Genomic DNA, 14,499 nt, shown 5'->3' on the forward strand with positions numbered 1-14,499 from the left:
CCCACTATATACGGGCAAAGCAGACAAATTTTGGTCATCGTGGGACCATGCGAGAGGCGGCCGCACACCCCGGTTCAGGGGTGCGCGGCCGCCTCAAGAGGAAACCTCAGCAGGTCACTTCAGGCCGAAGGCCCGGATGATCTCCTGGTCCACGGTGAAACCGTCGCCGGCCTCGGCGTGCGCCTTGAGCGAAACCGCGGTGGCACCCTTCTTCGGGGTCTTGAACCGGGCGGTCCAGGAACCGGCCGAGTCCTTCTTCAGCTGCACCGCGCTCCAGCTCTCCCCGTCGTCGTAGCTGACCGACAGCGAGGCCTTCTTCGCCTTCACCGCACCGTCCAGCCACTCCTGCGTGGCGGACGAGAGACCGATCTCGGTCGTCTTCCCGGCCTTCACGTCACCGGCCAGGTCGGTCTTGACGTCGTAGTCCAGCTGGAGGAGCGGGATGTCGGCCTGTCCCGGTCCGGCCGGGTCGATCGCGCCCGAGAGGAAGTTCCACTCGGTGTGGGTCCGGATCGAGGTCTTCCAGGTCCCCTCGTCGCGCGAGGCGTCGAGCGCGAGGCGGTAGGGGAGCTTCTCGGGCGAGAGGTCGAAGGCGTAGCCCGCGCGGCCCGCCGACTTGCTGAGCTGCGTGTCGCCCTGGAAGAAGGCGATGGTGCCGTTGTCGTACTCGTTCTCCATCGAGCCGGAGTGGCCGGCACCCGAGTCCGTCCACGGGGTGATGTTGAACTGGATGTCGTTGTACTCGGAGCGGAACGGACCCCAGTAGCCGGTGCCCAGCCGCGGGCGGCTGACCGGTGCGAACCACGTGCCCCGGTAGTCGCGGCCCGCCTGGTAGTCCATGGTGCCGCTGCGCTCCTCCAGCGCGACGTCCGTGCCGTCGTCGTTGAAGACCGAGTGGTCCTCGTACCAGAACGAGGCGCCGGGCAGCGGGGTGACCCATTCGGTGCGGGTGCCGGGGAACCTCTCGTACTCCTGGAAGCCGATGCCGTAGCCGTAGTCGGGGATGTCGTAGCGGAATCCGCCGCCGACGACGTCGCGGTTGCCGTAGAAGGTGTTCTCCACCTTCGCCAGCTGACGGGCGGCCGGGGCGAAGGCCAGCGAACGGTCCGGAATCGTACCGTCGTGGCGGTCGACCAGGTCGTACACGTAGCGCGCGAACCTCCGCTGTTCGACGGTCACCTTCTTGCCGCGCTGGGCGGCCTTGACCAGTCCGTCGCCGGCCAGGCGCCGAACGGTGGCGATCGGGATGGCCGCCGTGGTGCCGTAGTCGGTGTAGGACTCCATCAGCACGCCGTCGCCCTGGTTGACGACGAAGAGCGCCTCGGCCCCGGCCGCGACCGCCGCCGCGATCCGGTCGGCCGGGGTCACCGCGGTGCTGCTGCGGATCACGACGGCCTTGCCCCTGGCGCTGATGCCCCGGTAGTCGGCGGCGGCGCCGTCGCCCGCGAAGACGCTGCCGAGCTTCTTCCGGCTGTCCTCGGCGACGGGGGATCCGCTCTGCACGGTCACCGGCACATCACGGCCGTCGGCCGTCAGGTCGATCAGCTTCTCGCCCTGGCGCCAGCGGGTCAGGAAGGAGAAGCTGCCCTTGGTGACCTTCTTGGTCGGGCTCGCCCACAGCTGGTCGTACGTCAGCGGGATCTGGTACGCGTCGCGCTGGACGGTGCCGTCCGGTGCGGTGCGCGCCATGTCGTAGCGCAGCTGGCGGGTCTCGGTCTCCTTCGGCGTCTTCACGGCGATCTTGTGGGCCTTCGAGGCATCGAGGGAGACCGTCGTCGACTTGTCGAGAATGATCTCGGGGGCCGCCAGGAAGGCGAGGGCCTGCGAGTCGGCGGTGTCGCCCTTGATGTCGGCGGCGGTCCAGGCGGTGTAGTTGCCCGGCGGCAGCCGCAGCGTGGTCTCACCCGACACCCCGACGACGCCGATGTTCTCGTCGCCGAGGGCGGCGAAGGCGACCTGTCCGTCCATCGGCTTGCCCGCGCGGTCGCGCAGCTCGATCTTCAGGTCGTAGAGCTCCTGCTCCTTGTTGAGCGCGAAGCCGGTGTGCGCGACGGTGGCGCCGGTGGCGTCCTTCGCGATCACCTGTCCGGAGAAGGTGGTGTTGTTGGCGACCTTGGACGGGTCGAGCGAGAGCACGGCCTCGGCGGTCGAACCGGCGGGCACGGTCAGCTGCTTCGCCGACAGGGTGTAGGCGTCGGCGTCCGTGTCGGCCGCCAGGTCCAGCGTGACGTCCGTCTTCCCGGTGTTGCGGTAGGTGATGGTCCGCTCGGCAACCGGGTCGGAGTCGGAGTGCGGCCAGTTGTAGGACGCGACCGCGACGGAGCCGGTGGCCTCGATCGTGGTGTCGATCGCCGCCTTCACATCGAGCCGGCCGCTGCCCTGCTCGTACGGCGTGTAGTCCGGCAGTTCCTTCGACGAGGTCATCAGCGCGTCCTTGATGCGCTGACCGGACCAGTCGGGGTGACGCTGCTTCACGATGGCGGCGGCGCCCGCGACATGCGGCGTCGCCATCGACGTACCGGACATCGACTGGTACATGCCCTCGATGCCGGGGACCGACTGCGAGGCGGCGGCGTTGATGTCCACGCCCGGGGCGGAGAGGTCGGGCTTCAGACCGTAGCTGCGGGTCAGCGGGCCCATGGAGGAGAAGCCCGCGCGGTTGTCCTGCTTGTCGACGGCGGCGATGGTGAGCGCCTTCTCCGCCGAGCCGGGCGAGCCGATGGTGCCCGCGCCGTAGGCGTTGCCCGCCGCGATCACGAAGAGCGGACCACCGTCGGCCGAGAGGGCGTCGACGGCCTGCGACATCGGGTCCGAACCGTCGTCCGGAATGCTGGAGCCCAGGCTCATGGAGACGACGTCGGCGCCCTCCGCCTTGGCCCACTCCATCGCCTCGATGATGCCGGAGTCCGCACCGGAGCCCTCGTCGCTCAGCACCTTGCCGATGATCAGGCCGGCGGCCGGGGCGACGCCCTTGTTGAGACCGCCGGACGCGGCGCCGGAGCCCGCGATCGTGGAGGCGACGTGCGTGCCGTGGCCGTTCTTGTCGTCGACCTCCTGGCCGGGCACGAAGCTCCTGGACTCCAGGACGCGGTCCTTGACGTCCGGGTGGTCGGCGTCGATACCGGTGTCCAGGACGGCGACCTTGGAGCCCTTGCCGTCGTAGCCGGCGGCCCAGGCCTGCGGGGCGTTGACCTGCGGGACGGAGTCCTTCAGCGCGGCCTCGACCCGGCCGTCGAGCCAGAGCCGGCCGATGCCGTTGTCGAGCGAACGGGCCTTGGGCGTGGCGGCGATGTCGTCCCAGAAGGCGCGGGTGGTGGCCTTGGCCGCCTTCAGCGCCGCGCCGTGGATGCTCTCCAGCCGGCGGACCGTCTTGCTGCCCCGGGGTGCGGCGGGCAGCGAACGGGCCTTGCCCGCCGGGTAGGTGGCGATCAGCGGGATGCCGCCGGACTTCTTGTCGTCGTAGCCCATCTTCGCGAGCGCGGTGACGTTGAAGAGCCGGCGGTCCAGCTTGCCGGCGGCGATCAGGCCCGCCGCCTCGTCGGGCAGGACGTAGACGTCGTCGCCCGCCTGCTGGACGTGCACTCCGCCGGACGCGCCGTCGGGGCGGTCCACGGTGACGGTGTCCTGCTTTCCGGCCCCGTCGGCGTAGTGGACGACGTCCCCGGTGAGCAGGGTGATGTCGTACTGCTTGACGGGGGTGGCCGGGTGGCCGGTGGACGGGAGGTGACCGGTGGCCGCGGAGGCGGCGCCCGTGGCGGGAAGCAGTGCGCCGCTCACCAGGGCGACGGAAGTCGCTATGAGGAGGGCCCTGCGCCCCGCACGAGCGGGTCTCGCCCGGCCGGAGACAGTGGAGGGGGTGAATGTCATGCAGCTGATCTACCGGTAAATCGGCGGCTGCGGTGAGGTTCACACCTGGCGTGAATGCGCCGTGGCGGCAACCCGCCGGTCGGCGCGGGTGCCCGCGGAGGGCCTGTTCAGGCCACGGAGGCCATGCGCCCGGCGGGCGGCACGGCGCTGCTGTGATGGATCGGGGTATGCGCGCCGGTCAGCGGAACACCGCTGCCGCCGCGCCGGGCGGCGACGATCTCGGCGGCTATCGACAGGGCGGTCTCCTCGGGCGTACGGGCACCCAGGTCGAGGCCGATCGGCGAGTGCAGCCGGGCCAGTTCCCGTTCGGTGACCCCGGCCTCGCGCAGCCGGTCGTTGCGCTGCAGATGCGTGCGGCGCGAGCCCATCGCACCGACGTACGCGGCCGGCAGCTTCAACGCGGCCTCCAGCAGCGGGACATCGAACTTGGCGTCATGGGTGAGCACGCACAGGACGGTACGGGCGTCGACGCCGGTCCTGGCCAGATAGCGGTGCGGCCAGTCGACGACCAGCTCGTCCGCTTCCGGGAATCTGGCCTTCGTGGCGAAGACGGGGCGGGCGTCGCACACCGTGACGTGGTAGCCGAGGAACTTCCCGGCCCGCACCAGCGCGGCGGCGAAGTCGATGGCCCCGAACACGATCATCCGGGGCGGCGGGACGCTGGACTCGACGAGCAGCGTGAGGGGCTGCCCGCAGAGCGAGCCGTCGGCGCCGATGGTGAGGGGGCCGGTGCGGCCCGCGTCCAGCATCGCGCGGGCCTCGGCGGCGGCGGTGCGGTCGAGCTCGGGGTGTCCCCCGAGCCCGCCCTCGTAACCGCCGCCCGGCCGGACCAGCAGGGGCCGGCCGAGGAGTCCGGCGGGCCCGTCGGTGATCCGGGCGACCGCGGCCGCTTCCCCCCGGGCGGCGGTGGCGAGCGCGGCGGCGTACACCGGGCGGGCGGGGTCGTCCGCCCGGACCGGTGTCACCAGGATGTCGATGATGCCGCCGCAGGTCAGACCGACCGCGAAGGCGTCCTCGTCGCTGTAGCCGAACTGCTCCCGGACGGTGATGCCGTCATCGAGGGCCTGTTGGCACAGTTCGTACACCGCGCCCTCCACACACCCGCCGGAGACCGATCCGATCACCGTGCCGTCACGGTCGACGGCCAGTGCGGCGCCCGGCTGCCTGGGCGCGCTGCCCCCGACGGCCACGACGGTGGCCACCGCGAAGTCGCGTCCTTGCCCGACCCATCGGTCGAGCTCCTCGGCGATGTCCAGCATCTCGGTCTCCTTGACGGATGTGTGAAGAGCCGTGCGTCAGCTGACGCCCAGCCAGCTCTCGAGCGGGTGGAGCGCGAAGTAGACGATGAAGATCACCGTCAGCCCCCACATGAAGGCCCCGACCTCGCGGGCCCGGCCCTGGGCGACCTTGATCGCGACCCAGGAGATGACACCTGCCGCCACACCGGTGGTGATGGTGTACGTGAACGGCATCAGGACCACGGTGAGGAAGACCGGGATGGCGACGGCACGGTCGCTCCAGTCCACGTGGCGGGCGTTCTGCATCATCATGGCGCCGATGACGACCAGGGCGGCGGACGCCACCTCGGCCGGCACGATCGCCGTGAGCGGGGTGAAGAAGAGACAGGCCGCGAAGAACAGGCCGGTGACGACGGAGGCGAGTCCGGTACGGGCTCCCTCCCCGACTCCGGTCGCCGACTCCACGAAGACCGTCTGCCCGGAGCCACCGGCGACGCCGCCGATCGCACCGCCGGCGCCGTCGATGAACAGCGCCTTGGACAGGCCCGGCATCCGCCCCTTGTCGTCGGCCAGCTTGGCCTCCGTACCGACACCGATGATGGTGGCCATCGCGTCGAAGAAGCCGGCCAGCACGAGGGTGAAGACGATGAAGCCGACGGTCATCGCGCCGACATCGCCCCAGCCGCCGAACTGGACGTCCCCGAAGAGCGAGAAGTCCGGCGAGGAGACCGCGGAACCCTTGAGCTCGGGCGGGCCGCTGCTCCAGATCTTCGGGTCGACATCGGCGAGCTTGTTGATCACGATGGCGACCACGGTGCCGACGACGATGCCGATCAGGATCGCGCCGGGGATGTTGCGGGCCTGGAGCATGAAGATGAGCAGCAGCGTCACCGCGAAGATGAGGACGGGCCAGCCGGCGAGTTCACCGGTCGGGCCGAGGGACACCGGGGTGGCGACGCCCTTGCCCACGAATCCGGCCTTGTAGAGGCCGATGAGCGCGATGAACAGGCCGATGCCCATGGTGATGCCGTGCTTCAGCGCGAGCGGGATCGCGTTCATGATCAGCTCACGCAGACCGGTGACCACCAGGAGGCAGATCACCAGCCCGTACATCACGCACATGCCCATGGCCTGCGGCCAGGTCATTTCGGGGGCGACCTGTGAGGACAGGACGCCGGAGACGCTGAGCCCCGCGGCGAGCGCGAGGGGAACCTTGCCGACGAACCCCATCAGCAGGGTGGTCGCCGCCGCCGCGAACGCGGTGGCGGTGATCAGACCCGGCTGGCTGAGGATGTTTCCGTCGACATCCTTGCCGCCGAGGATGAGCGGATTGAGCAGCAGGATGTATGCCATGGCCATGAAGGTCGTGACACCGCCGCGCACTTCGCGTGCGACGGTCGATCCGCGTTCGGATATGTGAAAGTACCGGTCGAGCCAAGATCTGCCGGCGGGGACGCGCGAGCCGGGGCCCGCTTCCTCCGCGGTGGTCGTGGGCTCCACTGACTGCTGGGTCATGATGCCTGACTCCCAAGGTTCACAGGGGCACCCGCGATGGTGGTTCGAGATGCGGGTTTTGGGATGACTGCGCGGGCGGCACGACCCGGGGGACGGCCCGAGGCGAACTGTTCATGCAGAGTGGATGTACGGGTACTGCTTCTGCGGTGGTTCCGGTCAAGAGCCGCGAGCGGTGCGGAGCTTGGGTTCTCCGGGCGGTGCGGGCACAGGACGTGTGACGTTCCCTGGAGGCGCGCACCGCCCGGAGAGCTGTGGAGGAGCCCCGGTCAGGCGCCGGTGAGGTGCTCGGGTCGTACCGGCGTCCTGTTGAGCTCCAGTCCCGTCGCGTTCCGGATCGCCGCGAGGACGGCCGGGGTGGACGACAGGGTGGGGGCCTCGCCGACGCCACGGAGCCCGTACGGGGCGTGGTCGTCGGCGAGTTCGAGCACGTCGACCGGGATGGTCGGCGTGTCGAGGATGGTGGGGAGCAGGTAGTCCGTGAAGGAGGGGTTGCGCACCTTCGCGGTCTTGGGGTCGACGATGATCTCCTCCATGACGGCGATGCCCATTCCCTGGAGGGTGCCGCCCTGGATCTGGCCCACGACCGACAGCGGGTTGAGTGCCTTGCCGACGTCCTGGGCGCAGGCCAGTTCGATGACCTTGACCAGTCCGAGCTCGGTGTCGACCTCGACGACCGCGCGGTGGGCGGCGAAGGAGTACTGGACGTGGCCGTTGCCCTGTCCGGTGCGCAGGTCGAAGGCCACGGTGGGCCGGTGGCGCCACTCCAGCTCGATGTCGACCGCCTCGCCCTCCAGCACGTCGGCCAGATCGGCCAGTACCTCGCCGCCGTCGGTGACGACCTTGCCGCCCTCCAGGAGGAGTTCGGCGGTGGCCCAGGCGGGGTGGTACGTGCCGAACTTGCGGCGGCCGATCTCCAGCACCTGCTCGCGTACGGCCTCGCAGGAGTTCTTCACGGCGCCGCCGGTGACGTACGTCTGCCGGGAGGCGGAGGTCGAGCCGGCCGAACCGACCCAGGTGTCGGCCGGGTGGATGGTGACCTGGGCGACGCCGAGTTCGGTACGGGCGATCTGGGCGTGCACGGTGACGCCGCCCTGTCCGACCTCCGCCATGGCGGTGTGCACGGTCGCGACGGGTTCGCCGCCGATGACCTCCATGCGCACCCGGGCGGTGGAGTAGTCGTCGAAGCCCTCGGAGAAGCCGACGTTCTTCAGGCCGACCGCGTAGCCGACACCGCGTACGACGCCTTCGCCGTGCGTGGTGTTGGAGAGTCCGCCGGGCAGCGCCCGCACGTCGGCCTCCTCGCCGGCGCTCTCCCACTGACGCTCCGGCGGCAGCGGCCTGGCCTTGACCCGGCGCAGCAGCTCGGCGACCGGGGCGGGCGAGTCGACCTGCTGCCCGGTCGGCAGCAGGGTGCCCTGCTCCATGGCGTTGAGCTGCCTGAACTCGACCGGGTCCATGCCGAGTTCGGCGGCGACCTTGTCCATCTGCGCCTCGTAGGCGAAGCAGGCCTGGACGGCGCCGAAGCCGCGCATCGCGCCGCACGGCGGGTTGTTGGTGTAGAGGGCCAGCGCCTCGATGTCGACGTCCTCGATGACGTACGGGCCGACGGCGAGCGAGGAGGCGTTGCCGACGACGGCCGGGGAGGCGGAGGCGTAGGCGCCGCCGTCCAGCACGATGCGGCACTTCATGTGCGTGAGCTTGCCGTCACGGGTCGCGCCGTGCTCGTACCAGAGCTTGGCCGGGTGACGGTGGACGTGGCCGAAGAAGGACTCGAAGCGGTTGTAGACGATCTTCACCGGCTTGCCGGTGCGCAGCGCCAGCAGGCAGGCGTGGATCTGCATCGACAGGTCCTCGCGGCCGCCGAAGGCTCCGCCGACGCCGGAGAGCGTCATGCGGACCTTGTCCTTGGGCAGGCCGAGGACGGGAGCGATCTGGTTCAGGTCGGAGTGCAGCCACTGGGTGGCGACGTACAGGTCGACGCCGCCGTCCTCGGCAGGCACGGCCATGCCGGACTCGGGGCCGAGGAAGGCCTGGTCCTGCATGCCGAAGACGTACTCACCGCTGACCACGACATCGGCGCGGGCCTTCGCCGCCTCCGCGTCGCCGCGGATGACCGGCTGGCGGTGGACGATGTTGGGGTGCGGTACGTGGCCGATGTGGTGGTCGTCGCGGTTCTCGTGGACGAGGATCGCGTCGTCGGCGGTCGCGGAGGCCTCGTCGGTGATGACGGGCAGCTCGCGGTAGTCGATCTTGATCTTGGCGGCGGCGCGGCGGGCCGTCTCCGGGTGGTCGGCGGCGACGAGCGCCACCGGCTCACCGTGGTGGCGGACCTTGCCGTGGGCGAGGACGGGGGTGTCCTGGAACTCCAGGCCGTAGTTCTTCACCGAGGTCGGCAGGTCGTCGTAGGTGAGCACGGCGTAGACGCCGGAGGTGGCGAGCGCCTCGGCGATGTCGATCGAGACGATCTCGGCGTGCGCGACGGTGGAGCGCAGGGTGTGGCCCCAGAGCATGTCCTCGTGCCACATGTCCGAGGAGTACGCGAACTCGCCGGTGACCTTCAGGATGCCGTCGGGCCGCATCGTGGACTCGCCGATGCCGCCCTTGGTGCGGGTGCCCTGGTTGATATTGGTGGGGGAACCGGTAACGCCCATCGTCTAGACCGTCTCTTCCGCGCGGGCGGCCGCGAGGCGGACCGCGTCGAGGATCTTCTCGTAGCCGGTGCAGCGGCAGAGGTTGCCGGAGAGCGCCTCGCGGATGTCCGCGTCGGAGGGCTCCGGGGTGCGCTCCAGCAGCTCGTCGGCGGCGATCAGCAGGCCGGGGGTGCAGAAGCCGCACTGGACGGCTCCGGCGTCGATGAACGCCTGCTGGATCGGGGAGAGCTCACCGGTGTCCCGGGTGTCCTCGCCGCCCGGCTTCGCCTCCCACCGGCGGGCCTTGTCCAGTGCGGTGCCGCAGGCACCGGAGGCGCAGCCGGTGCCCGGGTGGGCCTCGGTGCGGTGGGCGGCGAAGTCGGCGAGGCCCTCCACGGTGACGACCTCGCGGCCCTCGACCTGGCCGGCGGCGACCAGGCAGGAGCAGACCGGCACCCCGTCGAGGCGGACGGTGCAGGAACCGCACTCGCCCTGCTCGCAGGCGTTCTTGGAACCGGGCAGGCCCATCCGCTCACGCAGGACGTAGAGGAGGGACTCGCCCTCCCAGACGTCGTCGGCCTCGTGCCTGCGGCCATTGACCGTGAAATTGACGCGCATGGTTATGCGGCTCCTTCGGTGCTGCGGCCGTTGCCGCGGTACGTCTCCCAGGTCCAGCCGAGGGTCCGGCGGGCCATGATCCCGACCGCGTGCCTGCGATAGCTCGCGGTGCCGCGCACGTCGTCGATCGGGTTGCAGGCACCCGCGGCGAGCGTGGCGAACTGCTTGGCGACGGACGGTGTGATGATCGTGCGGCTCTCCCAGAACCCGCCCTCCTCGAGGGCGGCGTTCAGAAACTCCTCGGCCGCCTTCGCCCGTACGGGTGTCGGGGCGGCGGATCCGATGCCGGTACGGACGGTGCGGGTCTCGGGGTGCAGGGCGAGGCCGAAGGCGCAGACGGCGATGACCATCGCGTTGCGGGTGCCGACCTTGGAGTACTGCTGCGGCCCGTCGGCCTTCTTGATGTGCACGGCCCGGATCAGCTCGTCCGGTTCCAGGGCGTTGCGCTTGACGCCGGTGTAGAAGGCGTCGATGGGGATCAGCCGGGTTCCGCGTACGGACTCGGCCTCCACCTCGGCACCCGCGGCGAGCAGCGCCGGGTGGGCGTCCCCGGCGGGCGAGGCGGTGCCCAGGTTGCCGCCGACGCCGCCGCGGTTGCGGATCTGCGGCGAGGCGACGGTGTGCGAGGCGAGCGCCAGACCGGGCAGCTCGGCCCGCAGGTGCTCCATGATGGCGCTGTACGGGACGGAGGCGCCGAGCCGTACGCTCTCCTGGCCCACCTCCCACTCGGACAGTTCACCGATGCGGTTCAGGTCCAGGAGGTACTCGGGCCGCCGGTGGTCGAAGTTGATCTCGACCATCACATCGGTGCCGCCCGCGATGGGCACAGCCGTAGGGTGCTCGGCCTTGGCGGCGAGCGCCTCCTCCCAGCTGGCGGGGCGAAGGAAGTCCATGAGTGGCTCTCTTCTTCTCAATCGGGTCGTTCGCTGGGGCTGGGGACGGCCGGCCCTCGACTGGTCGTTCATACGTTGTTCACTCGGTGTGTGACCCAGTACACAAGCCTTGCTCCACTTGGTGCAGTCACCGAAACCATGAAGGAGTTGGCTGGTCTTCGTCCTCGTCTTGTAGATTCGAACGAATGACGGGTCTCTGTGACCTCACCGCAACACCCAGTTTTCACCCGCACCAACGAATGAGATCGGCGGCGACGAGATGCGGCTGCGCGCACTGCTGGAGACCGACGCGCTGGGCCTGCGGCTCCTCGGCGGCGACGACGAGCTGGACCGGTCGGTCCGCGGCGTGATGACCACCGACCTGCGGGACCCCAGCCGCTATCTGACGGGCGGCGAGCTGGTCCTGACCGGTCTGGCCTGGCGCCGGGACGCGAAGGACTCCGAGCCGTTCGTACGTATCCTCGCGGGCGCCGGTGTCGCCGGGCTCGCGGCGGGCGAGGCGGAGCTCGGCGACATCCCGGACGATCTGGTCGAGGCGTGCCGCCGGCACCGGCTGCCGCTCTTCGCCGTCAACGAGAGCGTCGCGTTCGCAACGATCACCGAGCATGTGGTCCGCCAGGTGTCCGGCGAGCGCGCCGGTGATCTGGCGGCGGTGGTCGACCGGCACCGCCGGCTGATGACGTCGGGACCGGCGGGTGGCGGACCGGAGGTGGTCCTCGATCTGCTCGGCTCCGACCTGGACCTGCAGGCCTGGGTGCTCTCGCCCACCGGCCGGCAGCTCGCGGGCGCCGGTGCGCCGCTGCCCGGACCGGTCGGCGCGGAACTGGCCGGTGTCCATCTGGCCGCGGTCCGTACCGGCCGCCGCGCCCCCTACCGGGCGGCGATCGGCGGGGTGGCGTATTCGCTCTTCCCGATCCGGAACAACGCCAGGGGTGCCGTGCCGGCCTCCCGTGATGTGCGCGAGTCGGTGCTCTCCGACTGGCTGCTCGCCGTCGAGGCCGACGCGAGCGACTGGCCGGCCGCCCGGCTCGACCTGCTCCAGGGCGTGACCCAGCTGATCGCGGTCGAACGCGACCGGCGCGACGCGGCCCGTACGGTGCGCCGCCGGCTCGCCCAGGAGGTCCTGGAACTGGTCCAGGCTGGCGCCCCGCCCGCCGAGATCGCGGCCAGGCTGCGGGTGGCCGCGCCGGTCCTGCTGCCCGGCCTCGGAGCCGCGCCGCACTGGCAGGTGGTGGTGGCCCGGGTCGACTGGGACGAGCAGGGCACGCCCGGCTCCGGCATCGCGGGCGGCCCGGTCGCCCAGGCGCTGCTGGAGGAGATCCTGGTCGACCCGGCCGTGACCGGCCCCGACTCCGCGGACCGGATCGCCGTCGCGCACTTTGGCGACGAGGCCGTCGCGCTGGTGCCGCTGCCCGCCGTCGCTCTCCCGGCCGGGGATGCGGAGGACGCGGCGGACCCGGACGGCCCGGAGCCCTCGGAGGAGGATGCCGCGCTGCACGCCGACGTCCTGCTGGCCGCCGTCCGGGCCCCGCTCTCCGCGGGTCTGGCCGACGACGGCCGCCTGACGCTGGGGGTCAGCGCCGCGGTGCATTCGCCCGAGGGGCTGCGCGGCGCGCTGGAGGAGGCCCGGCACGCCCGCCGGGTGGCGGCGGCCCGTCCGGGGCGGGTCTGCGCGGCCGGCCATCACGAGCTGGCCTCGCACGTACTGCTGCTGCCGTTCGTCCCGGACGACGTGCGTCGCGCGTTCACCGCACGGCTGCTCGACCCGCTGCGGGACTACGACCGGCGGCACCGCGCGGAGCTGATCCCGACCCTGGAATCGTTCCTGGACTGCGACGGTTCGTGGACCCGCTGCGCGGCCCGGCTGCATCTGCACGTCAACACACTGCGCTACCGGATCGGGCGAATCGAGCAGTTGACGGGGCGTGACCTTTCACGGCTGGAGGACAAGCTCGATTTCTTCCTCGCCCTGCGTATGAGCTGATTCCCGGGGGCTCCCGCGGCCCCGGCGGCTTCCGTTGATTGTGAAAACTTTCACCTGACATTGCCTCGACCTCTTGGCCGGGCGTGCCATTCCGTGCTGTGATGCGGCCAGACTCAACAGCTCAATGGCGCGCTCGGGGAGGGCAATGTGGCGTATACCGCCATGTCTGGTTCCGGAACGACAGCAGATGACGATCCGCCGCTCCAGACAGCGGTATGGCGGTTGAGGTCACGCGCCTGCTGGACGGACGCCGCGGCACTGCTCGAACACGACGCCGCCACCGATCCGGCCGCGGCGCTCCAGCGGACGGCTCTGCTGACCGAGCGGTGTCTGTACACGGGACAGGGCTGGACCGATGCCGAGGACGCGCTGCGCACCGCCGAGGCCCTGGCCCACGACGACGCCGAGCGCGGGGCCGCCGCCTGCGAGCGCGGACATCTCGCGTACGCCTCGACGCTGCTCGGTGTGCGGGACCGGGCCGACGAGGCCCGGGTGGCACTGAGCCGGGCCGCGGCTCTGCTGGCCCCGGCCGCCGCGGGCCGCCCGCTGCTCGACTTCCGGCGGGGCCTGATCGCCCAGAACATCGCCGATTCGCCACAGGCCGCACGCGCCGCGTACCGCAGGGCCCATGCCGGTGCCACCGCCCAGGGCGACGAACTGCTCCTCTCCTCCACCTGGCGCCATCTCGCCCTGATCGCCCTGCGCGAGGGGGAGTTGGCGGAGGCCAGGCACGGCTTCGCGGAGTCCCTGCGGATAAGGGAGGAGCTGGGCTACCTGGTCGGTACGGCCCCGGCGCTCATCGCCATGGCGGACGCGGAACCGGAGCCCGAGGCGGCGACCCGGCTGCGCGCCGAGGCGGGCAGGCTCTTCCGGCTGCTCGGCGGCGTACCGACGTGGCTGGCCCCGCACATCGACCCGCCGGGGCCGGAGACGGCCGAGTCCAACTGAGGCCGCGCCCGGGGGCCCGGCCGCACTCAGCCCCCGGAGCCGGTGAAGTGCTCCCGTACGAGTGACTGCACGACCATCACGTCCTGGGCGATCAGCGCGTCCAGAAGTGCGGTGTGCTCGGCGGCGTCCGCCAGCAGGTCGGCGCGGCGGGTGACGGGGTTGGTTTCCAGTGGCCACTGGGAACGGCGGTGCAGCTCGTCGGCCACCGTCACCAGCTGGGCGTTGCCGGAGAGGGCGAGCACCGCTCCGTGGAAGGCCCGGTCGGCCTCCGCGTAACCGGCCCGGTCGCCGACGGCCGCCGCCGCCACGGTGGCGTCGGCCAGCGGGCGCAGGGCGCACCAGCCCGCCGGCGGCACGGTGCGGGCGAGCCGCACCATGACGGGGACCTCGATCAGCGCCCGTACCTCGGCCAGTTCGGCCAGCTCGCGCGGGCCGCGCTCGGCGACCCGGAAGCCGCGGTTCGGCACGACCTCGACGGCGCCCTCGACGGCCAGCCGCTGCATCGCCTCGCGCACCGGGGTGGCGGAGACCCCGAAGCGGGCGCCGAGGGCCGGGGCGGAGTAGACCTGTCCGGGGATCAGCTCGCCGCCTACGAGGGCGGCGCGCAGGGCCTCCAGGATCTGGCCGCGCACGGAGTGCCGCTGCACCACGGCACGCGGCGGGGACGGCTCGCCGTGGGTGTGCTCACCGCGGGCCTGTTCGGGCACCCGGACAGACGAGCGGGCGGTCGCGGACGCGTGCGGCGGACGCACTTCCTCACGCGCTCTGCCCTGCTCCACGGGTACCTCCTCGGCCGGCCGGGTACG

General features: G+C 71.3%; 9 protein-coding genes. 2 read left to right on the forward strand and 7 right to left on the reverse strand.

Annotated elements, in window-relative coordinates:
* Positions 1-114: 114 nt before the first annotated feature.
* From OG322_RS05685 to OG322_RS05710, 6 genes are all read right to left on the reverse strand, one after another.
* Positions 115-3,867 carry a S8 family peptidase gene (locus OG322_RS05685; RefSeq protein ID WP_123463530.1) on the reverse strand — a complete coding sequence of 1,251 codons (3,753 nt, stop codon included), beginning with the start codon at positions 3,865-3,867 and terminating at the stop codon, positions 115-117.
* A gap of 107 nt (positions 3,868-3,974) precedes the next feature.
* Positions 3,975-5,126 carry an XdhC family protein gene (locus OG322_RS05690; protein WP_123463528.1) on the reverse strand — a complete coding sequence of 384 codons (1,152 nt, stop codon included), beginning with the start codon at positions 5,124-5,126 and terminating at the stop codon, positions 3,975-3,977.
* A 36-nt stretch (positions 5,127-5,162) separates the two neighbouring features.
* Positions 5,163-6,620, reverse strand: a complete 1,458-nt coding sequence (locus OG322_RS05695; protein ID WP_123463525.1) for an NCS2 family permease — start codon at positions 6,618-6,620, stop codon at positions 5,163-5,165.
* 266 nt (positions 6,621-6,886) lie between these two features.
* Positions 6,887-9,271, reverse strand: a complete 2,385-nt coding sequence (locus OG322_RS05700) for a xanthine dehydrogenase family protein molybdopterin-binding subunit (protein ID WP_123463523.1) — start codon at positions 9,269-9,271, stop codon at positions 6,887-6,889.
* 3 nt (positions 9,272-9,274) lie between these two features.
* Positions 9,275-9,868: a (2Fe-2S)-binding protein gene (locus OG322_RS05705; RefSeq protein WP_123463521.1), complete on the reverse strand. Its 594-nt coding sequence runs from the start codon at positions 9,866-9,868 to the stop codon at positions 9,275-9,277.
* 2 nt (positions 9,869-9,870) lie between these two features.
* The gene (locus OG322_RS05710) at positions 9,871-10,761 is read right to left on the reverse strand and encodes an FAD binding domain-containing protein (protein WP_123463519.1); all 891 of its coding nucleotides are present in this window, start codon (positions 10,759-10,761) and stop codon (positions 9,871-9,873) included.
* Between the two features lie 259 nt (positions 10,762-11,020).
* On the opposite strand from OG322_RS05710, the gene OG322_RS05715 reads away from it, so the two are divergent.
* Both OG322_RS05715 and OG322_RS05720 read left to right on the forward strand, forming a co-directional pair.
* Positions 11,021-12,745, forward strand: coding sequence for a PucR family transcriptional regulator (locus OG322_RS05715; RefSeq protein ID WP_123463517.1), 1,725 nt, complete (start codon positions 11,021-11,023; stop codon positions 12,743-12,745).
* A 162-nt stretch (positions 12,746-12,907) separates the two neighbouring features.
* On the forward strand, positions 12,908-13,693 hold the full coding sequence (locus OG322_RS05720) for a hypothetical protein (RefSeq protein WP_123466243.1): 786 nt from the start codon (positions 12,908-12,910) through the stop codon (positions 13,691-13,693).
* Between the two features lie 26 nt (positions 13,694-13,719).
* Here the strand turns inward: OG322_RS05720 and OG322_RS05725 are convergent, their stop codons facing one another.
* Positions 13,720-14,472 (reverse strand): GntR family transcriptional regulator, encoded by a 753-nt coding sequence (locus OG322_RS05725; protein WP_123463515.1) that lies wholly within the window; start codon positions 14,470-14,472, stop codon positions 13,720-13,722.
* Between the last annotated feature and the right edge of the window lie 27 nt (positions 14,473-14,499).

This window comes from Streptomyces sp. NBC_01260, from assembly GCF_036226405.1.
In the GTDB taxonomy this organism is placed as follows: domain Bacteria; phylum Actinomycetota; class Actinomycetes; order Streptomycetales; family Streptomycetaceae; genus Streptomyces; species Streptomyces laculatispora.